The sequence below is a fragment of the Streptomyces sp. NPDC006739 genome (assembly GCF_042869815.1).
Taxonomy (GTDB): Bacteria; Actinomycetota; Actinomycetes; order Streptomycetales; family Streptomycetaceae; genus Streptomyces.
In genome coordinates this window covers 1-25512 of record NZ_JBIAGM010000043.1, presented here as the reverse complement: position 1 = coordinate 25512, position 25512 = coordinate 1, and the positions used below count along the sequence as shown (strand labels likewise).

Below are 25512 nucleotides of genomic sequence, written 5' to 3'. Positions count from 1 at the left end.
GCGAGGGTCACCCGTTCGGGACGCCGACCCCGTGCAGAGCCTGTACGGAGAAGGACGCCCAGACGGTCGATCGCGTTCCGGTGGGGCTTGAGCGCCTGGATGTGCGCCATGTGTCCCGGGAATCCGCTGAGCAAACCTTTCACCTGCGAGATGGACCGGATGAGGTGAACCATGTCCCACATACCGGGCGGCGAGTTGACAGTGAAGGTGTGAACCGGTGTCCTAGTGGGCATGCTCGCGAATCCGGCATCCACCTCGACCCGCCCCGCCGGGTCCCACGGTGCTGCCCGCGCTCGCTGTAGCTGTTGTCGCTGTTCCAGCTGTTGAGCCAGACCCGCTCCGGCTGTCCCTGAGTCCATCCCGACTCGGCTGTGTTTCCCGCGCCCGACCCCATCCGGGTCACCCCTCTTCGCCCGCGACCCGGGCGGACGGTACGCGAAACCCCGGCCCCCCACTCTTCCACCGAGGACCACCGCACCCGATGAACAGCGACAACGACCTCCAGATCGCCGGCGACATCCTCGAAGTCCCGCACCTGCTCCAGCCGCCGCGCGAGCACCCGGCGACGGTCGCCGAGTTCGTGGGCCTGGCCCGCGCCATCGCCGCCGACCGCGCCCAGTGGGAGCACCTCGTCGAGTACGACGCCACCACGCGCTGGTACCACCGGCTGCGCACCGGACCGGGCTACGAGGTGTGGCTGCTGTCCTGGGTGCCGGGGCAGGGCAGCGGACTGCACGACCACGGACGGTCCTCCGGTGTGCTGACCGTCCTGGAGGGCACGCTGACCGAGCGCACCGGGCGGGGCACGCGCGCGTTGGGGGCGGGGGTGCAACGGGTCTTCGCGCCGGGGTACGCCCACGAGGTCGTGAACGACACGCTGGAGCCGGCGGTCAGTCTGCACGTCTACCACCCGGGCCTGACGGAGATGCCGATGCACACCTCCCCGCACTGCGAGGCGCGCCCGGTGTCCGCCTGACCGGTTGTCGTACCCGCCTGCCAGACTTGGCCCATGCGCATTGTGGTTCTGGCAGGCGGCATCGGCGGTGCCCGGTTCCTGCGCGGTCTGAAGCAGGCCGTGCCGGACGCGGACGTCACGGTCATCGGCAACACCGGCGACGACATTCACCTCTTCGGGCTGAAGGTCTGCCCGGACCTCGACACGGTGATGTACACGCTCGGCGGCGGCATCAACGAGGAGCAGGGCTGGGGGCGGGCCGAGGAGACCTTCCACCTCAAGGAGGAGCTGGCGGCGTACGGGGTCGGGCCCGAGTGGTTCGGGCTCGGCGACCGGGACTTCGCCACGCACATCGTGCGGACGCAGATGCTGGGCGCCGGGTATCCGCTGAGCGCGGTGACCGAGGCGCTGTGCGACCGCTGGAAGCCGGGCGTGAAGCTGATCCCGATGACCGACGACCGCGTGGAGACGCATGTGGCGGTCGACGTGGACGGCGAGCGCAGGGCCGTCCACTTCCAGGAGTACTGGGTGCGGCTGCGGGCCTCGGTGCCGGCCGAGGCGGTCGTGCCGGTCGGCGCGGAGCAGTCGAAGCCCGCGCCCGGTGTGCTGGAGGCCATCGCGGCGGCGGACGTGGTGCTGTTCCCGCCGTCGAACCCGGTCGTCTCCGTGGGGACGATCCTCGCCGTGCCCGGCATCCGGGAGGCGATCGCGGAGGCCGGGGTCCCGGTGGTGGGCCTGTCCCCCATCGTCGGGGACGCGCCCGTGCGCGGGATGGCGGACAAGGTGCTCGCGGCGGTCGGCGTGGAATCCACGGCGGCGGCGGTGGCCGAGCACTACGGCTCCGGGCTGCTGGACGGCTGGCTGGTCGACACCGTGGACGCGGGCTCGGTGGAGCGGATCGAGTCGGCGGGGATCCGCTGCCGGGCCGTACCGCTGCTGATGACCGACCTGGACGCGGCCGCGCGGATGGCGGGCGAGGCGCTCGCGCTGGCGGAGGAGGTGCGGGGGGCATGAGCGAGGAACGGCGGGAGCGGCCCGGGTACCGGGTCTGGGCCCTGGCCGGGATCCCCGAGGTGCGGGCGGGCGACGACCTGGCCAAGCTGATCGCCGCCGCCGAGCCGGGGCTGGCCGACGGGGACGTGCTGCTCGTCACCTCCAAGATCGTGTCCAAGGCCGAGGGGCGGGTCATGGAGGCGGCCGACCGGGAGGCCGCGATCGACGCCGAGACGGTGCGGGTGGTGGCCCGGCGCGGGACGCTCAGGATCGTCGAGAACCGGCAGGGCCTGGTCATGGCGGCCGCCGGGGTCGACGCCTCCAACACCCCTTCGGGGACGGTCCTGTTGCTGCCCGCCGATCCGGACGCCTCCGCGCGCGCGATCCGCGCCGGACTGCGCGACGCCCTGGGTGTCGACGTCGGTGTCGTCGTCACCGACACCTTCGGCCGCCCGTGGCGGGCGGGGCTGACGGACGTGGCGATCGGCGCCGCCGGGGTGCGCGTACTGGACGATCTGCGCGGCGGCACGGACGCGTACGGCAATCCGCTCAGCGCGACCGTCGTCGCCACGGCGGACGAGCTGGCCGCCGCCGGTGACCTGGTCAAGGGCAAGGCCGCCGGGCTGCCCGTCGCCGTGCTGCGCGGGCTGCCCGACGTGGTGGCGCCGCAGGACGGGGAGGGGGCGCGGGCGCTGGTGCGTGCCGCGCGCGACGACATGTTCCGGCTCGGGACGTCCGAGGCGGTCCGGGAAGCGGTGACCCAGCGCCGTACCGTGCGCGCCTTCACCGACGACCCGGTCGACCCGGGGGCGGTACGGCGGGCGGTGGCGGCCGCGGTGACCGCGCCGGCGCCGCACCACACGACGCCGTGGCGGTTCGTGCTGCTGGAGTCGGAGGAGTCCCGGGTACGGCTGCTCGACGCGATGCGGGACGCCTGGATCGCGGACCTGCGGCGCGACGGCAGGAGCGAGGAGTCGATCGCCGGGCGGGTGCGGCGCGGGGACGTGCTGCGTCACGCGCCCTACCTGGTCGTGCCCTGCCTGGTCATGGACGGCTCGCACACCTACGGGGACGCGCGGCGCGACGGCGCCGAGCGGGAGATGTTCGTCGTCGCGGCGGGCGCGGGCGTGCAGAACTTCCTGGTGGCGCTGGCCGGGGAGCGGCTGGGGTCGGCCTGGGTGTCGTCGACGATGTTCTGCCGGGACGTGGTGCGCGAGGTGCTCGGGCTGCCGGCGGACTGGGATCCGATGGGGGCGGTGGCGGTCGGGCATCCGGCGGAGCCGCCGCGGCCTCGGGTGGAGCGGGACGCCGGGGGGTTCGTCGAAGTGCGGTGACCCGTGCCGTTCGACCGCCTAGTCTCGTAGGACGACTCCCCCGCAGCTACCCACAGGACCGCATTCGTGGCAGGACGTTTTCCGCAGCGGCCGACGCGTACGACCGTGCGCGGCGGGCACGCCGGTGTGCCCGGCGGGATTCCGGGCGGGGTGCCGCGGCAGGCCGGGGCGCCGGGGCGGGTGCGTCGGTGGGTGCCCGAGGGGCCGCTCGATCTCGGGCTGGTGCTCGGGCCGCTGCGGCGCGGACCCGGTGATCCGACGTTCCGGGCGACGCCCGACGGGTCGGTGTGGCGGGCCAGCCGGACACCCGCCGGGCCCGGGACGCTGCGGGTGCGCGCGTACGGCGGTGAGGTGCGCGGTGAGGCGTGGGGGCCGGGGGCCGAGTGGCTGCTGGAGCGGTTGCCGGAGTTGCTCGGCGCGGCGGACGAGCCGGGCGCCTTCGTGCCCCGGCACCGGCTGCTGGCCGAGGCGCGGCACCGGCGGCCGGGGCTGCGGCTGACGCGTACCGGGCTGGTGCTGGAGTCGTTGATCCCGTCGGTGCTGGAGCAGAAGGTCACGACCGTCGAGGCGTACCGGGCCTGGCGGTTGCTGGTGCGGGGGTTCGGCGAGCCGGCGCCGGGGCCCGGGCCTGCGGGCGGGCGGATGTTCGTGATGCCGGCGGCCCGGACGTGGGCGTTGATCCCGTCCTGGGAGTGGCATCGGGCGGGGGTCGACGACAAGCGGGCCTCGACGATCCTGCGTGCCGTGCGGGTCGCCGCGCGGCTGGAGCAGGCGGTGGGGATGGAGCCCGGGGCCGCGCAGGCCCGGCTGGAGGTCGTGCCGGGGGTGGGGCCGTGGACGTCGGCGGAGACCGTGCAGCGCAGTCATGGGGCGGCGGACGCGGTGACCGTGGGGGATCTGCATCTGCCGGGGATCGTGGGGTGGGCGCTGGCCGGGAACCGGTCGGCCGACGATTCCGAGATGCTTCGGCTGCTGGAGCCGTATGCGGGGCAGCGGCACCGGGCGGCCCGGTTGATCCTGCTGAGCGGGAAGGTACCGGGGCGGCGTGCGCCGCGGATGCCTGTGCGACGCATCGCGGAATTGTAGTACCGGCCCCCCGCCGGTTCCTGACGGGTCCTGCCGGGGGCGGTACTGGTGCCGGGCAGGCGCAGGCCGCGCTGCCCGGCACCGAGCGGGCGCCGCCGGCGCCCGCCCGTGTCGTTACTGGTCCGACCCGTGTCCTTACTGGTCCGAGGAGAAGCGCAGCGACGCCGCCGGGATGTGCGCGTCGCACCACACTCGGGCGCCGTCCAGGAGCTCGTTGTCAGGACCGATCACCGCGCCGTCACCGATGACCGTGCCCGTGAGGACGGAGCGTTCGCCGACGCGGGCCCGGGTGCCGATGAGGGAGTCGGTGATGACGGCGCCGGGTTCGATGACGGCGCCGGGGAGGATGGTGCTGCCGGAGACCCGCGCCCCCTCCGCGACGTACGCGCCCTCGCCCACCACCGTGCCACCGCTGAGCTTCGCGTCCGGCGCGACCGTGGCCGTGGGCAGGATCAGGCGGTCGCCGCAGCGGCCCGGGACGGCCGGGGACGGCGCCCGGCCCAGGACCAGGTCGGCCGAGCCGCGGACGAAGGCCGCCGGGGTGCCGAGGTCCAGCCAGTACGTGGAGTCGACCATGCCCTGCAGATGGGCGCCGGCGGCGAGGAGGTCCGGGAACGTCTCGCGTTCCACCGACACCGGGCGGCCCACCGGGATCGTGTCGATCACCGAGCGGCGGAAGACGTACGCCCCCGCGTTGATCTGGTCGGTGACGATCTCCTCGGGCGTCTGCGGCTTCTCCAGGAAGGCGAGGACGCGGCCGGTGTCGTCGGTGGGGACCAGTCCGAAGGCGCGCGGGTCGCTCACCTGCGTCAGGTGGAGCGAGACGTCGGCGCCCGCGGACTCGTGCGTGCGCACCAGGGCCCCGATGTCCAGCCCGGTGAGGATGTCCCCGTTGAAGATCAGTACCGGGTCGTCGGGGCCGGAGTGCAGCCGGGAGGCGACGTTGCGGATCGCGCCGCCCGTGCCGAGGGGCTCCTCCTCCGTGACGTACTCGATGTGCAGGCCGAGTGCCGAGCCGTCACCGAAGTACGGCTCGAAGACCTCCGCCAGATAACTGGTCGCGAGCACGATGTGGTCCACGCCCGCCGCCCTGGCACGGGCCAGTTGATGCGTGAGGAACGGCACACCGGCCGCCGGGACCATGGGCTTGGGCGTGTGCACCGTGAGCGGGCGCAGCCGGGTGCCCTTGCCCCCGACCAGGAGGATCGCTTCTGTCACCTGTATGTCTCTGCTTCCTGCCGGGACCGGCCGATATGTCGGTTCGGCCGGACAGTCTAGGCAGAGCGTGCGACCGTGTTCCCGCCGGGTCGCCCGGTGCCCGGCCTCAGCGCCCCTGATAGCGCGCCGCCTGCGAACGGATCGTGCCGAGCTTGGCGTAGAGCCGCTTGCCCGGGCAGTCGGTGGCGTATCCGTCTCGATGGCCGGAGATCACGTGCAGTCGTACGTTCTTCCCCTTCGGGTAGAGGTTGCCACCTCCCGACCTCAGATACGTCTTTCCGCGCGGATTGGCGCCGTAGAGCCCGAGCTTCCACGCGGTGAGCCGGGAGATGGCCTTGACGACCGCGGAGGACGGTTTGACGGAGTTGAACGTGCCGATCACCGCGATGCCCATGCTGCTGTTGTTGAACCCGAGGGTGTGCGCGCCCCGGATCGCCTTCGCCACTCCGCCGGCCCGGCCCTCGTAGATGGTTCCGCACTTGTCGATGAGGAAGTTGTAGCCGATGTCACGCCAGCCCAGGCTCTCGACGTGGTAGCGGTAGATGCCGCGGATGACGGCGGGGGCCTGGCGGCAGGTGTAGTTGTTGCCGGTGGAGGTGTGGTGCACGAAGGCCGCCTTCACCTTCTTCATGGAGGCGAAGCCGTGTTCGCGCAGTGACTCGTCCGCCTTCCAGCCGCGCCGGGTGACGATGCGGGGCCGTGGTCCGATGTACGGCTTGGCCCGCTGCGCAGCGGTCAGTTCCCTGCCGCGCAGCTCGCGCAACTCCCGTACGGTGTCCGCCCTGTTCAGTGCGGGGATCGCGGTGGCGCCGGGTGGTGCGAGACCGGCGTTGGCGGCGGAGGCGTCGTCCTGGGTGTCGCTGTCGCCGTCCGCTCCGGTGCGGGGCGCGTCGGCCGGTTCCTGGGGTGGCGGGTCCCCGGGGTCGACGAGCTGGAGGCGCAGTCCCCGGGGCAGGGGCGGCCCGTGGCCGCCGGTCCGGCCGTCGCGGGCTCCTTCCCGCGTCCCGTCCGCGAGGACCCGGACGTCCACGCCCTTCGAGTCGCCCACCCACAGCGGTGCGGTGGCCCCGCGCACCCGTCCCGAGGTGCGCTCCGCGGTGTCCGGGTCGGCGCCGTGGCCGGCCTCGCGCGTCTCGACGTCCTGCCACCCGGACCAGGTCCGGGTGGCGGCGGAACGGGTGCGGACCTGGACCCGGCCGCGCAGTTCGGCGGCCGGGTCGTCCCAGCTGACGCCGAGGAGCGAGAAGTGCCGTACGTCGGCGCGGTACAGGCCCTGCTTCGGGGCCACGCCCAGGACGCGCTCGTGGGAGAGCGGCACCAGCGGCAGGGACCGGGTGCTGCCGAAGACCGCGGACTCGGACTCGGCGGCATGACGGCCGGTCAGGGCGCTCGCGGGCGGGGCCGGCAGCAGGGCGAGGGCGAGCGCGCAGGTGACGCCGACCGAGGAAGCACCGACGGAGGAAGTGAGGAATCCACGCATGCTCCTGATCTTGAACATAGTCATACATATCTGTCCATCGCTAAACTGACGGCCCGTCGGCAACCGTTCCGCCGAACCGGTGGCCCCGCCGCCCGGTGCCCGGCCGTGCCCCCGCGTACCCTTGCCCGGGTGAACGCCACCGATCGCACCCCTGCCGACCTGCTGCGTTCCGCGCTCGCCGCGGATCCCGGACGCCCCCTGGTGACCTTCTACGACGACGCCACGGGCGAACGCGTCGAACTCTCCGTGGCCACCCTCGCCAATTGGGTGGCCAAGACCGCGAACCTGCTCCAGGGCGACCTCGCCGCCGGACCCGGCGACCGGGTCGCGCTGCTGCTGCCCGCGCACTGGCAGACGGCGGTCTGGCTGCTGGCCTGTTCCTCGGTGGGCGCGATCGCGGACGTCGCCGGCGACCCGGCCGCCGCGGATGTCGTCGTCAGCGGGCCCGACGCCCTGGAGGCGGGGCGCGCCTGCCGTGGGGAGCGGGTGGCGCTGGCGCTGCGGCCGCTGGGCGGGCGGTTCCCGGCGGGACCTCCGGAGGGCTACCTGGACTACGCGGTGGAGGTGCCGGGCCAGGGGGACCGGTTCACCGCGTTCGCGCCGGTGGACGCCGAGGAGCCGGCGCTGATCGTGGCGGGGGCGGAGCTGAGCGGCGCCGAGGTGGTCGAGCGGGCCCTCCGGGAAGCTCCCTCGCTGGATCTGACGGGGCCCGGTTCCCGGCTGCTGTCGGGGCTGCCGTACGACACCTGGGAGGGGCTCAGCGCGGGGTTGTACGCGCCGCTCGCCGTCGGGGGGTCCGTGGTGCTGTGCCGGCATCTGGAGCGGGCGAGCGAGGACACGCTGGCCAAGCGGATCGAGAGTGAGCGGGTGACCGCGTCCCGCCACTGAGAACACCGGCTCACCGGGAACCCGGCGCCCTCGGGGACGTCGGGTCACCGAGTCGGGGGCGGTCGGGTCGCTCACCCGAGTGGAGCAGTACCGCCCGCCTCCGCCACCTCCTCCGGGTCATCGTCGTAGGACCAGGACATGACGCTCGCACGCCATGAGGGGTGGATCCGGCCGTGACCGACACCGCAGGCAGACCCCGCAGGCGGCGGTGGGTCAGGGGTACGGCGCTGGCCGCGACGGTGCTGGTCGTCGCGGCGGCCGGGGCGGGCTGGGCCGTGTACGCCAAGCTCAGCGCCAACATCACGGCCGACGACGCGGCCGCGGACGAGCTGGCCCGGTACGAGCGGGAGCGGCCCACCTCACTGGTGCGGGACGCGCAGAACATCCTGCTGATCGGCTCCGACACCCGGGCCGGTGACGGCAACCGGGAGTACGGGCGGGACCTGGGCAGCGAACGGTCCGACACCACGATCCTGCTGCACCTGGCGGCCGACCGGCACAGCGCCACCGCCGTGTCCCTGCCCCGGGACCTGATGGTGGACATCCCCGGCTGCCGGCGACCGGACGGCAGCCGCAGCGAGCCGACGTTCGCGATGCTCAACCACGCCTTCCAGGTGGGCGGTTCGGCCTGCACCATCCGGACCCTGGAGAAGCTCACGAACATCCGCGTCGACCACCATGTCGTCGTCGACTTCAGCGGGTTCAAGGAGATGGTCGACGCGGTCGACGGCGTCCAGGTGTGCCTGAAGGAGCCCGTCGACGACAAGGCGGCCCGGCTGAAGCTGCCCGCGGGGAAGGTGACGCTCGACGGCGAGCAGGCGCTCGGCTATGTGCGGGCCCGCAAGTCGCTCGGGGACGGCAGTGACACCGACCGGATGGAGCGGCAGCAGCGGTTCCTCGGCGCGCTCGTCAACAAGGTGCGGAGCAGTGACGTCCTGCTGAATCCGGGGAAGCTGTATCCGGTGCTGGACGCGGCGACCTCCTCGCTGACCGCCGATCCGGAACTGGCGAGTCTGCGCGGCTTGTACCAGTTGGTGCGCGGGCTGCGGAACGTCCCCACGGAACATGTGCAGTTCCTGACGGTGCCGAGGGAGTCGTATGTCTACGACCCCAATCGCGATCAACTCGTGGAACCCGAGGCCGAGAAGCTGTTCGCGCGGCTGAGGGCGGACGCGCCCGTGGTCGTCAGGGACGAAATCTCACCGGAATCTCATGCCACGGGCTCCGAGAAGGAGTCGGCGAACCCGCGGAAGGGGCCCTCCCCCGCGCCCACCTTCCGCGGAAACACCGCCGCCGAGCACACCTGTGGATGAGGCGGGTGCCGGGGCGGCGACCTGACGTCCAGCTGTCGTCCAGGAAATGAGGCGGATTGCCCGGTTGTAGGACCGCGGGATTTGTCAGCCGCGTCACTGGACGTTGAACTGGGCGGATAGTGTGAGCGATCCGGTGCACACGGCCGCGAGGACCGTCCTGGGGTCGTGCACTGATCGACCGAGACCCGAGCGCCTTTGGGGGGAAGGCGCCGCGTGGCCCCGACGGAGGATTCGGACAACCGTGGACGCGCAAGGCCGTGGGCGGGCGGACAACATCGACCCCGCCGACCAGTGGGTGCTCAATCCGGACACCGGCGAATACGAACTGCGACTTTCCCCTTCCACACCGCAGTCGGCGGTTCCCGGACCCCGCAGACCCTCCCCCCGCTCGGGCGGCGGGGAGCGCGGCGCCGGCCGGACGTCGACGGATCAGCCGCGCGGACGTGAGGCGGCGGCCCGGCCGGGTGAGCCGGCGGGGCAGCCGGAGGAGACGGCGGGCGGGCGGATTCCGCCGCCCCGCAGGCGCCGGGCCGAGCCCGAGCCCCCGCCGGGGCGGCGCGGCCGGCGGCCGGTGAAGAAGAAGTCGAAGGCCAAGAAGGTCCTGATGTGGACCGGCGGCAGCATGGCGTTCGTCGTGCTCGCCACCGGCACCGCCGCCTACCTCTACCTCCAGCACCTGGAGGGCAACGTCCAGACGACGGACGTCGGCAGCGCCGGCAAGCAGGGCTTCAGCAAGGACGACGCCTTCAACATCCTGGTCATCGGTACCGACAAGCGCACCGGCAAGGGCAACGAGGGCTACGGCGACGCGGGCAGCGTCGGGCACGCCGACACCAACGTCCTGCTGCACGTGTCGAAGGACCGGACGAACGCGACCGCGCTGAGCATTCCGCGCGACCTGATCGTGAACATCCCGGACTGTCCGACGAAGCAGCCGGACGGCAGCACGAAGGTCATTCCGGGCGAGCAGAACGTCCGCTTCAACCGGAGCCTCGGGGAGGACGGCCGGGACCCGGGCTGCACCATGCGGACGGTGAACAAGCTGACCGGCATCCCGGTCGACCACTTCATGATGGCCGACTTCAACGCGGTCAAGACGCTCACGACGGCCGTCGGCGGGGTGAAGGTCTGCCTCGCGCACCCCGTCAACGACAAGGAGTCGAAGCTGAAGCTGCCCGCCGGGACCTCCACGGTCCAGGGCGAGCAGGCCCTGGCGTTCGTCCGCACCCGGCACAGCTGGGGCAACCAGGGCGACCTGGACCGCATCAAGGTGCAGCAGCAGTTCCTCAGTTCCCTGATGCGCAAGATGTCCTCCAGCGACACCCTCACCGACCCGACCAAGCTGTACAGCCTGGCCGAGGCCGCCACGAAGGCGCTGACCGTCGACACCGGCATCGGCAAGGTCAGCACGCTCAAGGACGTGGCACTGGAGCTCAAGAAGGTGCCCACCAAGAACATCAGCTTCACCACGGTCCCGGTGCTCGACAACCCCGCCGACGGCAAGTTCCACGTGACCGTCATCCTCAACCGGACGACGGCCCCGCCGGTGTTCCAGGCGATCAGGGACGACGTCTCCTTCACCTCGGTCAAGCAGAAGGAGAAGAGCGAGAAGGCGGCGGTGGCCGCCCGTCTGAAGGGCACCCAGTCCGCCGCCGCCGACGTGCGGGTGCGCGTCCTCAACGGCGGGGCGGTGGCCGGCAGCGCCCAGGCGGTCCTCAACTGGCTGCAGAACGACGAGGGCGTGACCAAGTCGGAGAACGCGGGCAACGCCCCGGCCGAACTCGGCAGAACCACCCTCGAGTACGCGCCCGACCAGGCGGCCCAGGCACGGAAGCTGGCCGCCCTCATGGGGCTGTCCGGGGCCGCGATGAAGCCCGGCAAGAGCGTGACCAACTCCCAGGGACTGCCCGCGATGACCCTGACCCTGGGCAAGGACTTCAAGAGCGCGGGCCAGTCCCTCACAGCTCCGACCAAGGCACCGGAGGTGGACAAGTCCACGGCGGACACGGTGAAGTGCGCCTCTTAGGCGCCCTCGCGCAACGGGTCCGCCACCTGTCCGAACGGGCAGGTGACGGACCCGGGGTCCTTCAGGGCGCGGGTGCGGGGCCGCGGGAAGCGCCTAGCCGGCGCTGAGCACCGCGGGGCGCCGGGAGGCGATGACCCGCTTCGCCAGGGACTTGGGGCTGGTCAGGAAGCCCCACCCCCACGACATGTGCATGGTGGCCAGGGCCACGGGGATCCGCAGGCGGGCCTTCACCGACAGGCCCCTGCCCGCCGGAACCGAGCCCGCGGCGATCGCCGCGAGATAGCCGCCGGGTACCACCAGGCCCCACGGCGTCAGCGCCACGCCGGCCACGAGCCCGGCCGCGATCGCGCACACCGCCGTCGGCGGGGCGAGATAGCGCAGGTTGATGGAGCCCTCGTGGTAGCGGGCGACGACGTGCCGCCAACGGCCGTAGTCCTTGTACTGCTTGGCGAGCGCCCGCACGTTCGGCCGCGGCCGGTACGACACCCTCAGCTCGGGCGAGAACCAGATGAGCCCGCCGGCCTCCCGGATGCGGAAGTTCAGCTCCCAGTCCTGGGCGCGGACGAACTCCTCGTTGTAGCCGCCCTGTTGCTCCAGCGCCTCGCGACGGAACACACCGAGGTAGACGGTCTCGGCCGGGCCCGCCTGGCCACCGGTGTGGAAGGCCGCGTTGCCGACGCCGATCTTCGAGGTCATCGCGGCGGCGACCGCGTCCTCCCAGGCGTTCTCCCCCTCGGCGTGCATGATGCCGCCGACGTTCTGCGCGCCGGTCTCCTCCAGGAGCCGCACCGCCGTCGCGATGTAGTTCGGCGAGAGCATGCCGTGGCCGTCGACGCGGACCACGACCGGGTGGCGGGAGGCCTTGATCGCGGCGTTCAGCGCGGCGGGCGTGCGGCCGGTCGGGTTCGGGACGGTGTGCACGCGTTTGTTCGTGTTCGACGCGGTTTCGGCCACGAGCTGAGCGGCGATCTCGTCCGTGCAGTCCGTGGACGGGCCGAGGGCGATGACGACCTCCAGCTCGCCGTCGTACTCCTGCGCGAGGATCGCTTGGACGGATCCGCGCAGATGCCGCTCCTCGTTCAGGACGGGCATGATCACAGAGACCGCGGGGTGTCGCACGTCGGGCTTGGCGTTCATAGGAGGCTCACGTTACCGCGAACGGGGGACACCGTTGCGCGCCGCCGGGTGTGCGGCGCGGGCTGGAGATCGTATCGGCCTACGGTGACACGGATCCCACGTACGGCCGCCGTCCGGAGGTGTTCCTTGTCCAGTCCGCCTCGGTCCCCTGCCCGGCCGCAGCGCCGCCCGCAGCCGCCCCGCCGTGCCACGCCACCGGCGCCCGCGCGCACCGTGCGGCCGAGACGGCCCCGCTGGGCCATGCGGGCGGCGACCACGCTGTCGGTGGTGGTGCTGGCCTCGGCCGGGATCGGTCACGCGGTCGTCAGCAGCCTGGACGCCGACATCGCCCGGGTCGACCCGTTCAAGGACATGAAGAACCGGCCGCGCGCGGGCCACGGCATGAACATCCTGCTGGTCGGCACCGACGAACGCAGCCGGATCAGCGCCCGCGAGCGCAGCCTGTACCACCTGGGCGGGGCGCCCTGCCACTGCACCGACACGATCATGATCGTGCACATCTCGGCGGACCGGGAGCACGCCACCGTGGTGAGTCTGCCCCGCGACTCCTACGCCGAGGCGCCCGAACACGTCGACCAGACCACCGGACAGCGGCACGCGGCGCACCCGATCAGGCTGAACGCGGCCTATGCGGAGGGCGGACCGCAGCTGACCGTGCGCACGGTCGAGGACATGACCCATGTGAAGATCGACCACTATCTGGAGGTCGACTTCACCACCTTCATGCGGACCGTGGACGTGCTCGGCGGAGTGCGGATCTGCACGCCCCTGCCGCTCAAGGACCCCTATACCGGCCTCGACCTGCCGGCCGGACCGCACACCCTGATGGGCGGCCCGGCTCTGCAGTACGTCCGCTCCCGGCACGCCGACGGGGACAGCGACCTGGGCCGGATGAAACGCCAGCAGCGCTTCCTGGCCGCGCTGGTCGAGCAGGCCACCTCCTCCGGGGTGCTGCTGAACCCGATGAAGTTCCGGGACGTGACCCGGGCGGTGCTGGGTTCGGTGCGGGCGGACGAGGGCTTCGGTACGGACGAGTTGCTCGACCTGGGCCGGGCGATGCGGAACTTCTCGCCGTCCTCGTCGGAGTTCACCACCGTGCCCATCGAACAGATGGCGTACCAGGTCAAGGGGCTCGGCTCCACGATCAAATGGGACCGGGCCAGGGCCGACCAGCTCTTCCGGTCGCTGCGCGACGACAGGCAGCTGACGGCCGGCCGGCCGCGCCGGCCCGGCTCGGCGCCCGTTCCGGTGGACGTGGACCCGCGGCAGATCCGCGTCCAGGTCGAGAACGGCACTGCCACCGGCGGGCTCGCCAAGCGCGTGGACGCGGCGCTCGCGGCGGACGGCTTCGCCACCACCCGCCAGCCGATCACCTCCGACCAGCACGGGGTGCGGCGCACGGTGATCGCTTACGACCCCCGCTGGGACCGGTCGGCCCAATCGCTGGCGGCGGCCCTGCCGGGCAGCGAGCTGCGGCCGGTGCCGGGGCAGGGTTCCGTGCTGAGGGTGGTCGCGGGGGCGGACTTCAAGGCCGTACGGAAGGTGCGGCTGGACGCTCCGGGACAGGCCGAGCCCGCGGTGGAGCGGGGTGACGAGGTGGTGTGCTCGGGGGACGGATGACTCCCGGCCGGCCCTGTCCGCGGTTCCCTCGGTCCGCGGCCCCCTCAGTCCTCGTAGCCCTCCGCCAGTCGGTGTTCGCGCAGTTCGCGGATGGCCCGGCGGCGGGCGAGGCGGTGGGTGCGGCGGATCTGGGCCTCCTGGTGGCGGCGCCGGTCGCGGTCGGTCTCCGGGAGCACCGGCGGGACCCGGCGGGGCTTGCCGTCGGCGTCCACGGCCGCGAAGACCAGGTAGGCCGAGCCGACCTGGGTGGCCGGGGCGGACTCGTTCCAGCGTTCGGCCAGGACCCGGACGCCGACCTCCATCGAGGTCCGGCCGGTCCAGTTGACCTGCGCCTTGACGTGAACCAGGTCACCGACGCGGACCGGCTCCAGGAACGCCATCTCGTCCATGGACGCGGTGACGGCGGGACCGCCGGAGTGCCGTCCGGCCACCGCGCCGGCCGCGTCGTCCACCAGCTTCATGATCACGCCGCCGTGCACGGTGCCCAGCAGGTTGGTGTCGTTGTGGGTCATGATGTGGCTGAGGGTGGTGCGGGACGCCGAGGTGGGCTTGCCCGGTATGCCGGCGTCTGCCTCGGGAGCCTGGTCTGTCATGACCCCCACCTTATGCCGAAGTGACATTCGCGGAATTTGTGTCAGCTTCGCAACAGCGGTGACCTGATTTTCCGACGACCCTTGTAACGGGCACCGTCGGGACCTGCACACTGGGGCGCATGAATGACTGGCCCGAGGCATGGTCCGACGACAACCGCGGCAACCGGTACGGACGCGGCAGTGCCGGCGCCCAGCCCGAGGGTGCCCGAGTGATGCGCCAGGTACGGCGCGACCCGGCGGCTCCGCCCGCGCAGGGCGGCTACGGCGGGTACGGCGGCCAGGGCGGCGGGTACGGTGACGCCGGCCAGGCGGCTCCCCCGTACGGCGGCGGGGTTCCGCAGCAGCCGTCGTACGTCGACGGTCGGGGCCAGGACGCCGCCGACGGCTACGACAGCGGCTACAACACGGGCCAGGTCTACGGCGGGGGCGGCCCCGGCGGCCCCCAGAGCGCGCGCACCCGGGGTCCGCGGCCCGCGCCGAACTGGCGGCGGCGGATCAAGTGGACCGCGATCACGCTGGCGACCGTGCTGATCGTCACCTCGGTGGCGACGTACTTCTGGGCCGACTCCAAGCTGCACCGGGACGTCGACCTGTCCCAGGTCATCGACCGGCCGGCCGCGGGCAAGGGCACGAACTACCTGATCGTCGGCTCCGACAGCCGCAAGGGCATGACGGCCGCGGACAAGCAGAAGTTGCACACCGGGTCCGCCGAGGGGCAGCGCACCGACTCGATGATGATCCTGCACGTCGGGGACAACGGGGACACGCTGGTCTCGCTGCCGCGTGACTCGAACGTGGAGATCCCGTCGTACAAGGGGTCGACCTCGGGCAAGGTCTACCCGGCCACCGGCCGCCACACCAAGCTGAACGCGGCCTACGCCGAGGACGGCCCGACCCTGCTGATCCGCACGATCGAGTTCAACACCGGCCTGCACATCGACCACTACGTGGAGATCGGCTTCGGCGGCTTCGCGAAGATCGTGGACGCGGTCGGCGGGGTGCAGATCACGATCGACAAGGCCTTCAAGGACAAGGACTCGGGCGCGAACTTCCAGGCGGGCACGCAGACGCTGAACGGCGCGGAGGCGCTGGCATTCGTCCGCACGCGGCACGCCTTCGCGGCGCAGGACCTGCAGCGCACCAAGAACCAGCAGAAGTTCCTGTCGGCGCTGGCCCACCAGGTGGCCACCCCGTCGACGATCCTCAACCCGTTCAAGTTCTACCCGACGATGGGAGCGGGCCTGGACTCGCTCACCGTCGACAAGGACATGAGCCTGTGGGACCTGGCCTCGATGTTCTGGGCGATGAAGGGCGTCAACGGCGGTGACGGCACCTCGCTGAACATGCCGATCTCCGGCTCGACGGGCGGCAACCTCGTCTGGGACAAGACGAAGATGAAGACGCTGGTGTCCGAACTGCAGAACGACCAGAAGGTCACGGTCACCGGGAACTAGGTGTTGGGCGTCCCGGGCGGACGCCGGCGCGGCGGAGGGCACCCACCGGGGCGGGGGTGCCCTCCGCCATGGTTCAGACGCGGGTCACATCGCCGCGCCCGCCATCGAGCGGCACATCTGGGCGCAGCGGCGACACGCCTCGGCGCAGCGCGTCATCATGGGGTCGTCCGGCATGGACATACACGCCTCGGCGCACATGTCGCAGGCCCTGGCGCACATCGCGCACATCTCGGCCGACATGGGCGAGCGGCGCATCATCATGTCGGCGCACATTCGGGTCATCTCGGAGCAGTCCATGAGCGCGCGCATGATCTGCATCTGGGCCTGGCCGCCCATCTGCATGCAGGAGCTCATGGCCTCCTCGCAGATGTTGTGGCACGACATGCAGGCCTCGACGCAGTCCTGCATCTCCTTTGTCATGGCGGGCATGGTTCCGGGCTGGCTCATGGCTCCTCCAGGGAGGGAGAGGGGCCCTGAGCGGGCCCCGTGTGCTTCCGTCCTACGCCGGGAAGCCGTGCCCCGCCATCCGGACTCGTCCGGACTACGGCTTCCTGCCGACCGCAGCGAAGTGGGTGACCTCCACCGGTTCGCCGTCGCCGGCGTCGGGGCGCCAGCGCGAGCAGGAGACGATGCCCGGCTCCAGCAGCTCCACCCGGTCGACCAGCCGGGCCAGTTCGGCGCGGCTGCGCAGGGTCATGGGGGCCGAGCCCTGGCTGTTCCAGTACTGCACCGCCTGGGTCATCGCCTCGCCGTCCACCTCGGTGGTGGGGTGGGAGATGACCAGGTGGCTGCCCGACGGCACGGCGTCCAGCAGCCGGTGGACGATGGAGACGGCCTCGTCGGTGTCCATGACGAAGTTGAGGATGCCCAGCATGGTGATGGCGACCGGACGGTCGAAGTCCAGCGTCCGGGCGGCGCCCCGGATGACCTCCTCCGGGTCGTGCACGTCCGCCTCGATGTAGTCCGTGACGCCGTCCGGTGTGCTGGTGAGCAGCGCGTGGGCGTGGGTGAGGACGAGGGGGTCGTTGTCGACGTACACGATCCGGGCGTCGGCGGCGACCCGCTGGGCGACCTCGTGGGTGTTGTCGGCCGTGGGCAGACCGGTCCCGATGTCCAGGAACTGCCGCACCCCCACCGGCCCGGCCAGGTGCCGTACGGCCCGGGCCAGGAAGGCGCGGTCGGCGACGGCCGAACGGGGCAGCGCCGGTACGAAGCCGAGGATCTGGTCGCCGACCTCCTCGTCCACCGGGTAGTGGTCCTTGCCGCCCAGCCAGTAGTTCCAGATCCGGGCGGAATGGGACACGTCGGTCCGCAGCCGGGTCATGCGAGCGACGCCTTCGTCCCCGGCTGCCGGGATGTTGTCAGACATGGTCATCAAAATAGACAGAAGGCGCCCCGCGGGGCGCCTTCTTGCGAAACCCGACCGCCGGCTCACCGACGAACGACGTGATGACTACGGCAGGTTACGGGCCATCACGATCCGCTGGACCTGGTTCGTGCCTTCGTATATCTGCGTGATCTTCGCATCGCGCATCATGCGCTCCACCGGGTAGTCCCGCGTGTAGCCGTACCCGCCGAGGAGCTGGACCGCGTCCGTGGTGACCTCCATCGCGGTGTCCGACGCGAAGCACTTGGCGGCGGCGCCCAGGTAGGTGAGGTCCGCGTCGCCGCGCTCGGAGGCGGCGGCGGCCTGGTAGGTGAGGGCGCGGGCCGCCGAGATCTTCATCGACATGTCCGCGAGCATGAACTGGATGCCCTGGAAGTCGGCGATCGCCTTGCCGAACTGCTTGCGCTCCTGGACGTAGCCCTTGGCGTAGTCGAAGGCGCCCTGGGCGACACCGAGGGCCTGGGCGGCGATGGTGATGCGGGTGTGGTCCAGCGTCTTCATCGCCGTGGCGAAGCCGGTGCCCTCCTCGCCGATCATGCGGTCGGCGGGGATGCGGACGTTGTCGAAGTAGACCTCGCGGGTCGGGGAGCCCTTGATGCCCAGCTTCTTCTCCGGGGCGCCGAAGGAGACGCCCTCGTCCGACTTCTCGACGACGAAGGCCGAGATGCCCTTCGAGCGCTTCGCGGGGTCCGTCACGGCCATCACCGTGTAGTACTCGGAGACGCCCGCGTTGGTGATCCAGCGCTTGACACCGTTGAGGACCCAGTGGTCGCCGTCGCGGACCGCCTTGGTCTTCATGCCGGCCGCGTCCGAACCCGCCTCGGGCTCGGAGAGCGCGTACGAGAACATCGCGTCGCCCTTGGCGAGCGGGGCGAGGTAGCGCTTCTTCAGGTCCTCCGAGCCGGAGAGGATCACCGGGAGGGAGCCGAGCTTGTTCACGGCCGGGATGAGGGAGGAGGAGACGCAGGCGCGCGCCACCTCCTCGATCACGATCACCGTGGCGAGCGCGTCGGCGCCCGCGCCGCCGTACTCCTCGGGGACGTGCACGGCGTGCAGGTCGTTGGCGACGAGGGCGTCCAGGGCCTCCTGCGGGAAGCGGCCCTCCTCGTCCACCGCGGCGGCGTACGGCGCGATCTTCGCCTCGGCCAGCGAGCGGATGGCGTCGCGGAGCATGTCGTGCTCCTCGGACGGGCGGTACAGGTCGAAGTCAGCCGTTCCGGCCAAGGTCTCTCACGCTCCAGACGCGATGCTGCTGACGCTAATTACCGTTAAGTAATACAAATCTTAAGGGTCCTCCCGCACCCCGCCTACGTGAGCTTGGCGACAGCGGGAAAGCTGCCCGTCGCGGGGCCCGACTATGCTCAGGCACCGCATCACCGACGTCCCCGAGCTGGAGCATCCATGAGCTTGAAGATCACCGTGATCGGCACCGGCTATCTCGGCGCCACGCACGCCGCGGCCATGGCCGAACTGGGCTTCGAGGTACTGGGACTGGACGTCGTACCCGAGAAGATCGCGATGCTGGAGCGCGGCGAGGCCCCGATGTACGAGCCGGGCCTCGAGGACCTCTTGAAGCGGCATGTGGCCGGTTTCGAGGGGTCCTCGGGGCGGCTGCGGTTCACCCAGGACTGGGCCGAGGTGGGCGCCTTCGGCGATGTGCACTTCGTCTGCGTGAACACCCCGCAGCGGCACGGGGAGTACGCGGCCGACATGTCGTACGTCGACGCCGCCTTCGCCTCCCTCGCCCCGCACCTGACCGGGCCCGCCCTCGTCGTCGGCAAGTCGACCGTGCCCGTCGGCTCCGCCGACCGCCTGGCGGCCTACCTGGCCGGGCACGCACCCGCCGGCGCGGACGCCGAACTGGCCTGGAACCCGGAGTTCCTGCGGGAGGGCTTCGCGGTGCGGGACACCCTGCACCCGGACCGGATCGTGGTCGGCGTGCGCAGCGAGCGGGCCGAGAAGCTGCTGCGCGAGGTGTACGCGACGCCGGTCGGCGAGGGCACCCCGTTCGTGGTCACCGACTTCCCGACCGCCGAGCTGGTGAAGACCTCAGCGAACTCCTTCCTGGCCACCAAGATCTCCTTCATCAACGCGATGGCGGAGGTGTGCGAGGCGGCGGGCGGTGACGTGGCGAAGCTGGCGGAGGCCATCGGGCACGACGACCGGATCGGGAAGAAGTTCCTGCGGGCCGGGATCGGCTTCGGCGGGGGGTGTCTGCCCAAGGACATCCGGGCCTTCATGGCGCGCGCCGGTGAGCTGGGCGCCGACCAGGCGCTGACCTTCCTGCGCGAGATCGACTCCATCAACATGCGCCGGCGCGGCCAGATGGTGGAGATGACCCGCGAGGCGCTCGGCGGGGGCTCCTTCCTGGGCAAGCGGGTCGCGGTCCTCGGCGCCACCTTCAAGCCGGACTCGGACGACGTGCGGGACTCCCCCGCGCTCAACGTGGCGGGACAGATCCACCTCCAGGGCGGCCAGGTCACGGTGTACGACCCGAAGGGCATGGACAACGCCCGCAAGGTCTTCCCGACCCTGGGCTACGCCGACTCCGCGCTCGACGCCGTCCGCGGCGCCGACGTGGTCCTGCACCTCACCGAGTGGCGGGAGTTCGGCGAGCTGGACCCGGCCCGGCTGGGCGGGGTCGCGGCGGCCCGGGTGCTCCTCGACGGGCGCAACACCCTCGACCCGGAGCTGTGGCGGCGGGCGGGGTGGACGTACCGGGCGATGGGGCGTCCCACCGCGTAGCCGCACGGGCGACGCCGGTTCGGCCGAGGCTCAGTCGGCCGAACCGGCGTCTTCACGCATTCTGCACCACATCCCTGTGCGTCACGGCTCCTTCGCCCGGTAGCGGCGCATCTTCGCGCGGGCCCCGCACGCCCGCATCGAGCACCAGCGGCCGCGTCCGGCCGGGCTGCGGTCGTAGTACGCCCAGTGGCAGTCCTGGGCCTCGCAGGCCTTCAGACGGGTCCAGGTGCCCGTGACGAGGGACTCGGCGACGGCCGCGGCGACGCGGGCGGGCAGCGGGCGTACGTCGGCGGGGGCGAGCGCGGCCGAGCCGTCCCGGGCGTCGACCGTGACGTACAGCGGGGCGCGGGCCAGCAGGCCGTCCAGCGCGGTGACCGCGCGGTGCGGCGGGTGGCCGGCGTGGGCGAGCAGCGCGGCGCGCAGGGATTCGCGCAGCTCGCGCGCGCCGGGCAGGTCGTCCTGGGCCAGCCCGAAGCGCGCCCGGCCCTCGGCCGTGTCCAGCGAGTCGGCGCCCGACCCGATGTCCAGCGTGTTCACCAGGGACTGGACCAGTTCCAGGCTCCCCGGCGCGGCCGGTCTCTCATCCATGCTTGCGACGTTACCTCCAGTGCGGGATCATGCAGTAACAGTTACCGGTTGGCCGCCTTCTCTGGTAACCGACCGGTGACCGCACCGGTAATCCGACCGAGGGGAAAGTCATGGCTCTCGCCAAGCTGGACGTCGTCGTACTGGACTGCCCGGATCCGCGGGCGCTGGCCGGCTTCTACGCCGACATCCTGGGCGGCACGGTCGAGGACCAAGGGGAGTGGGTGGACCTGAAGCTGCCCGGCGGCGGCGCGTCACTGGCCTTCCAGGAGGCCCCCGGGTACGTACCGCCCAAGTGGCCGGCGGCCGACCACTCCCAGCAGTTCCACCTGGACCTGACCGTCGACGACCTGGACGCGGCCGAGCGGGGCGTGCTGGCGCTCGGCGCCAAGCCGCTGGACACCGGGGACCGGGAGCGGACCTTCCGGGTTTACGCGGACCCGGCCGGGCACCCGTTCTGCCTCTGCGCCGGCTGACACCCGCCGATGACCGACACCCGCTGACCTCTGGAGGCACCATGCCCGCCTTGGCCCGTCTGCGTTCCGTCGTGCTCGACTGCCCCGACCCGCACGCGCTGGCCGCCTTCTACGCGGCGGTCGCCGGCGGCACCCCGCAGGCCGACAACGACGCCTGGGTCGTCCTGCGCGTCCCGGACGGGCCGCGGCTCGCCTTCCAGCGGGCTCCCGGGTACAGGCCCCCGGAGTGGCCGCGCGCGGACCACAACGGGCAGCAGTTCCACCTCGACTTCGACGCGGGGAGCACCTGGGCGGAGCTCGACGCGGCCCATGAGAAGGTGCTCGCGCTGGGCGCCCGTCCGCTGGACCTGGAGGACCGGGAGAAGAAGGACTTCCAGGTGTACGCGGACCCGGCGGGGCATCCCTTCTGCCTGTGCCGGATCGAGCGCCCGTGAGGCACCGCCCGTGACGTAGGGCCGTTCAGTCGCCCGGGCCGTCCAGTTCCTCCGGGGTGGCGTTGGACGGGGCCCGCGTGGCCTGGATACCGCGCGCCACGTCCTCCGCCGCGCCCAGCACCCGTACCGCGTTCTTCCAGGTCAGCTTGGCGAGGTCGGCCTTGGACCAGCCGCGGTCCAGGAGTTCCGCGACGAGGTTCGGGTAGCCGGAGACGTCCCCGAGGCCGTCCGGTGTGAAGGCCGTGCCGTCGTAGTCGCCGCCGATACCGAGGTGGTCGACGCCCGCCACCTCGCGCATGTGGTCGAGGTGGTCCGCGACGGTGGCCACCGTGGCGACGGGGCGCGGGTGGCGCTCCTCGAAGGCGCGGTGCACCTTCATGCCCTCGGGGGTGGTGTCCAGGTGGTGCAGGCCGTGCGCGCGCATGTTGTCGTCGGCCGCGGCCGTCCAGTCCACGGCCGCCTGCAGCACGAACTTGGGCACGAACGTCACCATCGCCACGCCCCCGTTGGCCGGGAGCCGCTCCAGGACGTCGTCCGGGATGTTGCGCGGGTGGTCGCACACGGCCCGCGAGGAGGAGTGCGAGAAGATCACCGGCGCGGACGACGTGTCCAGCGCGTCCCGCATCGTCGTCGCCGCCACGTGCGAGAGGTCGACGAGCATGCCCAGCCGGTTCATCTCCCGCACGACCTCACGGCCGAACGCGGACAGACCGCCCACGTTCGGCTCGTCGGTCGCGGAGTCCGCCCAGGCCACGTTGTCGTTGTGGGTGAGGGTCAGGTACCGGACGCCGAGCGCGTACAGTCCGCGCAGCGTGCCGAGCGAGCCCCCGATCGAGTGGCCGCCCTCGGCGCCCATGAGGGAGGCGATACGGCCGTCCCGGCGCGCCTCCTCGATGTCGGCGGCGGTGTGGGCCGGGGCCAGGTCCGCCGGATAGCGGGCCAGCAACTGCCGTACGCAGTCGATCTGTTCCAGCGTCGCCGGGACCGCGTCGGGCAGGTCCGAGCGCACGTACACCGACCAGTACTGCGCGCCGACGCCGCCCTCGCGCAGCCGCGGGATGTCGGTGTGCAGATGGGCGTTCTGGTGTACGGCGATGTCGCGGGCGTCGAGGTCGTAGCGGACCTGCTCGCGCAGCGCGTACGGCAGGTCGTTGTGTCCGTCGACGACCGGGAACTCGCGCAGCAGCTCCCGGGCCCGCTCCAGCGACGGTGAGGTCATCGCGCTCACTTCCCGAAGCCGAAGCCGCTGCCCGCGCCCTCGACCTTGGAGCGCAGCCGCTTGCCCTTCTCGGTGGCCTGGTCGTTGAGGTCCTGCTGGAACTCCCGCATCCGGCCGAGGAGTTCCTCGTCGTGCGCGGCGAGGATCCGGGCCGCGAGCAGACCGGCGTTGCGGGCCCCGGCGACCGAGACGGTGGCGACCGGGACACCGGCCGGCATCTGGACGATCGACAGCAGCGAGTCCATGCCGTCCAGGTACTTCAGCGGCACGGGCACGCCGATGACCGGCAGCGGGGTGACCGAGGCGAGCATGCCGGGCAGGTGGGCGGCGCCACCCGCGCCCGCGATGATCACCTTCAGTCCGCGCTCGGCCGCGTGCTCGCCGTAGCTGATCATCTCGTGCGGCATCCGGTGCGCGGAGACGACGTCGACCTCGTAGGCGATCTCGAACTCGTCGAGGGCCTTGGCGGCGGCTTCCATGACGGGCCAGTCGGAGTCCGACCCCATGACGATGCCAACAACAGGGCTCATTCGGTGATCGTGCCTCTCAGGTAGCCGGCAGCGTGACGTGCGCGCTCCAGCACGTCGTCCAGGTCGTCGCCGTAGGTGTTGACGTGACCGACCTTGCGGCCCGGCTTCACGTCCTTGCCGTACATGTGGATCTTCAGTTGGGGGTCGCGGGCCATGCAGTGCAGGTACGCGGAGTACATGTCCGGGTAGTCGCCGCCGAGCACGTTGACCATGACCGTCCACTTGGCGCGCGGGCGCGGGTCGCCGAGCGGCAGGTCGAGGACCGCGCGGACGTGGTTGGCGAACTGCGAGGTGATCGCGCCGTCCTGGGTCCAGTGGCCCGAGTTGTGCGGGCGCATCGCCAGCTCGTTGACGAGGACGCGCCCGTCGCGGGTCTGGAACAGCTCGACGGCGAGGTGGCCGACGACGTCCAGTTCCTTGGCGATCCGCAGGGCCATCTCCTCGGCGTGCAGCGCGAGCGCCTCGTCCAGGTCGGGGGCCGGCGCGATCACCGTGTCGCAGACGCCGTTCACCTGCCGGGACTCGACCACCGGGTAGGCGACGGCCTGGCCGTGCGGGGAGCGTACGACGTTGGCCGCCAACTCACGGACGTAGTCGACCTTCTCCTCGGCGAGGACCGGGACGCCGGCCCGGAAGGGGTCCTCGGCCTCGCCCACGCCGTCGACCACCCACACGCCCTTGCCGTCGTAACCGCCGCGCACGGTCTTCAGGACGACCGGGAAACCGTCTCCCTCGGCGGCGAAGGCGGCCACGTCCTCGGGATCGGTGACGATCCGGTGACGCGGACAGGGGATGCCGAGCGCGTCGAGCCGCGCGCGCATCACGCCCTTGTCCTGGGCGTGCACCAGCGCGTCCGGGCCGGGGCGCACGGGTATGCCGTCCGCCTCCAGCGCCCGCAGGTGCTCGGTGGGTACGTGTTCGTGATCGAAGGTGATCACATCGCAGCCCCGCGCGAACGCGCGCAGCGTGTCCAGGTCGCGGTAGTCGCCGACGACGACATCACCGACGACCTGCGCCGCGGAATCCTGTGGGGTGTCACTGAGGAGCTTGAACCTGATGCCGAGCGGGATGCCCGCCTCGTGTGTCATACGAGCGAGCTGACCGCCGCCGACCATGCCGACTACCGGGAACGTCACGCCCCTAGGGTATCGGCCGCGCCGGCGCGGCCGGATCGCGTCCCTCTCACCCTGTCTTACCCGCCGCTTCCCCCGCTCTTCCCGAGCCGTTCCCAAGCTGTGGCCTGGTCCACAGGCGCCGGTCGTTCGGGATGGTTAGCATGGCGGGGTTGACGAAATCTACGGACGGGGGCTGCAAGCCATGGAACGCCGTTCCTCGGGGCTGCAACGACTCGTACGCGAACTCGCCAAATTCGGCGCTGTTGGCGGCGCCGGTGTACTGGTGAATCTCGGTGCGTTCAACCTGGTCAGACATGTGTCCGACCTTCCGGTGGTGCGGGCCAGCATCATCGCGACCGTGGTCGCGATCGTGTTCAACTACGTCGGTTTCCGCTACTGGACGTACCGGGATCGTGACAAGTCCGGTCGTACCAAGGAACTCACGCTGTTCCTGCTGTTCAGCCTGATCGGTCTGGTGATCGAGAACGGCGTGCTCTACCTGGCGACCTACAGCTTCGGCTGGGACAGCCCGCTGCAGAGCAACGTCTTCAAGTTCGTCGGCATCGGCGTCGCGACCCTGTTCCGCTTCTGGTCGTACCGGTCCTGGGTGTTCAAGGCGCTGCCGGCCCGGGAGACCGTCGCGACCGCGGAGGCGCTCCTCGAGGAGGAGACGAAGAAGCCGCGCTCACAGCAGCGCGTCTAGGCCACAGCGGCGCGTCCCGGGCACCGGGGCGCCTGCGCGCCCCGCAAGCCCGTTCCCAGCCTCCGCAGAGGCCGTACGAGGCGCCTCCGCGGAGGCGCCGTCGAGGCCCCGCGCGGCCGGTACCGCCTAGTGCTGTGGCCGGAAAGGTTTGCCGAGAAGCTCGCGGCGTCCGGTGCGGTGCATCGCAAGGCGGAGCGTCGCCCGCGTACTGGATGTACTCG

24 protein-coding genes are annotated in these 25512 nt (G+C 71.7%); 13 read left to right on the top strand and 11 right to left on the bottom strand.

Annotated features, from left to right (window positions below; all coding sequences use genetic code 11):
- Positions 1–481 precede the first annotated feature (481 nt).
- The 4 genes from ACFYMM_RS41295 (at position 482) to ACFYMM_RS41280 (ending at position 4368) form a co-directional block, all read left to right on the top strand.
- Positions 482–976 carry a cysteine dioxygenase gene (locus ACFYMM_RS41295; protein ID WP_388397246.1) on the top strand — a complete coding sequence of 165 codons (495 nt, stop codon included), beginning with the start codon at positions 482–484 and terminating at the stop codon, positions 974–976.
- A gap of 33 nt (positions 977–1009) precedes the next feature.
- Positions 1010–1969, top strand: a complete 960-nt coding sequence (gene cofD, locus ACFYMM_RS41290) for a 2-phospho-L-lactate transferase (protein WP_388397243.1) — start codon at positions 1010–1012, stop codon at positions 1967–1969.
- Positions 1966–3282: a coenzyme F420-0:L-glutamate ligase gene (locus ACFYMM_RS41285; protein WP_388397241.1), complete on the top strand. Its 1317-nt coding sequence runs from the start codon at positions 1966–1968 to the stop codon at positions 3280–3282. The genes cofD and ACFYMM_RS41285 overlap by 4 nt, the downstream gene beginning before the upstream one ends.
- A 66-nt stretch (positions 3283–3348) precedes the next feature.
- Positions 3349–4368, top strand: a complete 1020-nt coding sequence (locus ACFYMM_RS41280; protein WP_388397238.1) for a DNA-3-methyladenine glycosylase family protein — start codon at positions 3349–3351, stop codon at positions 4366–4368.
- A gap of 135 nt (positions 4369–4503) precedes the next feature.
- Here ACFYMM_RS41280 and ACFYMM_RS41275 read toward each other — a convergent pair whose 3' ends face one another.
- A complete protein-coding gene (locus ACFYMM_RS41275; protein WP_388397235.1) occupies positions 4504–5586 on the bottom strand; it encodes a sugar phosphate nucleotidyltransferase in 1083 nt (360 codons plus the stop codon).
- 106 nt (positions 5587–5692) lie between these two features.
- On the bottom strand, positions 5693–7066 hold the full coding sequence (locus ACFYMM_RS41270; protein WP_388397233.1) for a peptidoglycan recognition protein: 1374 nt from the start codon (positions 7064–7066) through the stop codon (positions 5693–5695).
- A 129-nt stretch (positions 7067–7195) separates the two neighbouring features.
- Between ACFYMM_RS41270 and ACFYMM_RS41265 the strand changes: the two genes are divergently transcribed.
- From ACFYMM_RS41265 to ACFYMM_RS41255, 3 genes are all read left to right on the top strand, one after another.
- Complete coding sequence (locus ACFYMM_RS41265; RefSeq protein WP_388397231.1) at positions 7196–7954, top strand: TIGR03089 family protein; 759 nt, start codon at positions 7196–7198, stop codon at positions 7952–7954.
- A gap of 173 nt (positions 7955–8127) precedes the next feature.
- Positions 8128–9267 carry an LCP family protein gene (locus tag ACFYMM_RS41260; RefSeq protein ID WP_388397228.1) on the top strand — a complete coding sequence of 380 codons (1140 nt, stop codon included), beginning with the start codon at positions 8128–8130 and terminating at the stop codon, positions 9265–9267.
- 241 nt (positions 9268–9508) lie between these two features.
- Positions 9509–11293 (top strand): LCP family protein, encoded by a 1785-nt coding sequence (locus ACFYMM_RS41255; protein WP_388397226.1) that lies wholly within the window; start codon positions 9509–9511, stop codon positions 11291–11293.
- A gap of 93 nt (positions 11294–11386) precedes the next feature.
- On the opposite strand, the gene ACFYMM_RS41250 is transcribed toward ACFYMM_RS41255, so the two are convergent.
- Entirely contained in the window at positions 11387–12430 is a 1044-nt protein-coding gene (locus ACFYMM_RS41250; RefSeq protein WP_388397223.1) for a glycosyltransferase family 2 protein, read from the bottom strand.
- 240 nt (positions 12431–12670) lie between these two features.
- Between ACFYMM_RS41250 and ACFYMM_RS41245 the strand changes: the two genes are divergently transcribed.
- On the top strand, positions 12671–14050 hold the full coding sequence (locus ACFYMM_RS41245) for an LCP family protein (RefSeq protein ID WP_388397221.1): 1380 nt from the start codon (positions 12671–12673) through the stop codon (positions 14048–14050).
- A 44-nt stretch (positions 14051–14094) separates the two neighbouring features.
- Here the strand turns inward: ACFYMM_RS41245 and ACFYMM_RS41240 are convergent, their stop codons facing one another.
- Positions 14095–14643 (bottom strand): acyl-CoA thioesterase, encoded by a 549-nt coding sequence (locus ACFYMM_RS41240; protein ID WP_388397219.1) that lies wholly within the window; start codon positions 14641–14643, stop codon positions 14095–14097.
- A gap of 119 nt (positions 14644–14762) precedes the next feature.
- On the opposite strand from ACFYMM_RS41240, the gene ACFYMM_RS41235 reads away from it, so the two are divergent.
- The gene (locus tag ACFYMM_RS41235) at positions 14763–16097 is read left to right on the top strand and encodes an LCP family protein (protein ID WP_388397216.1); all 1335 of its coding nucleotides are present in this window, start codon (positions 14763–14765) and stop codon (positions 16095–16097) included.
- Positions 16098–16181: 84 nt separating this feature from the next.
- Here the strand turns inward: ACFYMM_RS41235 and ACFYMM_RS41230 are convergent, their stop codons facing one another.
- The 3 genes from ACFYMM_RS41230 to ACFYMM_RS41220 all read right to left on the bottom strand — a co-directional run bounded on the left by ACFYMM_RS41230 (position 16182) and on the right by ACFYMM_RS41220 (position 18708).
- Positions 16182–16544, bottom strand: coding sequence for a four-helix bundle copper-binding protein (locus ACFYMM_RS41230; RefSeq protein WP_388397214.1), 363 nt, complete (start codon positions 16542–16544; stop codon positions 16182–16184).
- A 94-nt stretch (positions 16545–16638) separates the two neighbouring features.
- Positions 16639–17466, bottom strand: coding sequence for an SAM-dependent methyltransferase (locus tag ACFYMM_RS41225; RefSeq protein WP_388397212.1), 828 nt, complete (start codon positions 17464–17466; stop codon positions 16639–16641).
- An 84-nt stretch (positions 17467–17550) separates the two neighbouring features.
- Positions 17551–18708 carry an acyl-CoA dehydrogenase family protein gene (locus ACFYMM_RS41220; protein WP_388397209.1) on the bottom strand — a complete coding sequence of 386 codons (1158 nt, stop codon included), beginning with the start codon at positions 18706–18708 and terminating at the stop codon, positions 17551–17553.
- Between the two features lie 177 nt (positions 18709–18885).
- Here ACFYMM_RS41220 and ACFYMM_RS41215 point away from each other — a divergent pair, with 177 nt between their 5' ends.
- Complete coding sequence (locus ACFYMM_RS41215) at positions 18886–20229, top strand: UDP-glucose dehydrogenase family protein (protein WP_388397206.1); 1344 nt, start codon at positions 18886–18888, stop codon at positions 20227–20229.
- An 81-nt stretch (positions 20230–20310) separates the two neighbouring features.
- Here ACFYMM_RS41215 and ACFYMM_RS41210 read toward each other — a convergent pair whose 3' ends face one another.
- Complete coding sequence (locus ACFYMM_RS41210) at positions 20311–20817, bottom strand: CGNR zinc finger domain-containing protein (RefSeq protein WP_388397203.1); 507 nt, start codon at positions 20815–20817, stop codon at positions 20311–20313.
- A gap of 110 nt (positions 20818–20927) precedes the next feature.
- Here ACFYMM_RS41210 and ACFYMM_RS41205 point away from each other — a divergent pair, with 110 nt between their 5' ends.
- Together ACFYMM_RS41205 and ACFYMM_RS41200 are read left to right on the top strand one after the other, a co-directional pair.
- Positions 20928–21290: a VOC family protein gene (locus ACFYMM_RS41205; protein ID WP_388397200.1), complete on the top strand. Its 363-nt coding sequence runs from the start codon at positions 20928–20930 to the stop codon at positions 21288–21290.
- A gap of 41 nt (positions 21291–21331) precedes the next feature.
- Positions 21332–21724 (top strand): VOC family protein, encoded by a 393-nt coding sequence (locus ACFYMM_RS41200; protein ID WP_388397198.1) that lies wholly within the window; start codon positions 21332–21334, stop codon positions 21722–21724.
- A gap of 25 nt (positions 21725–21749) precedes the next feature.
- On the opposite strand, the gene ACFYMM_RS41195 is transcribed toward ACFYMM_RS41200, so the two are convergent.
- The 3 genes from ACFYMM_RS41195 to ACFYMM_RS41185 are packed head-to-tail and all read right to left on the bottom strand — an operon-like array spanning position 21750 to position 24609.
- Complete coding sequence (locus tag ACFYMM_RS41195; RefSeq protein ID WP_388397195.1) at positions 21750–22943, bottom strand: dipeptidase; 1194 nt, start codon at positions 22941–22943, stop codon at positions 21750–21752.
- A 5-nt stretch (positions 22944–22948) separates the two neighbouring features.
- Positions 22949–23473, bottom strand: coding sequence for a 5-(carboxyamino)imidazole ribonucleotide mutase (purE, locus tag ACFYMM_RS41190; protein ID WP_388397193.1), 525 nt, complete (start codon positions 23471–23473; stop codon positions 22949–22951).
- The gene (locus tag ACFYMM_RS41185) at positions 23470–24609 is read right to left on the bottom strand and encodes a 5-(carboxyamino)imidazole ribonucleotide synthase (protein WP_388397190.1); all 1140 of its coding nucleotides are present in this window, start codon (positions 24607–24609) and stop codon (positions 23470–23472) included. The genes purE and ACFYMM_RS41185 overlap by 4 nt, the downstream gene beginning before the upstream one ends.
- 181 nt (positions 24610–24790) lie before the next feature.
- On the opposite strand from ACFYMM_RS41185, the gene ACFYMM_RS41180 reads away from it, so the two are divergent.
- Entirely contained in the window at positions 24791–25291 is a 501-nt protein-coding gene (locus ACFYMM_RS41180) for a GtrA family protein (protein ID WP_388397187.1), read from the top strand.
- Positions 25292–25512 lie beyond the last annotated feature (221 nt).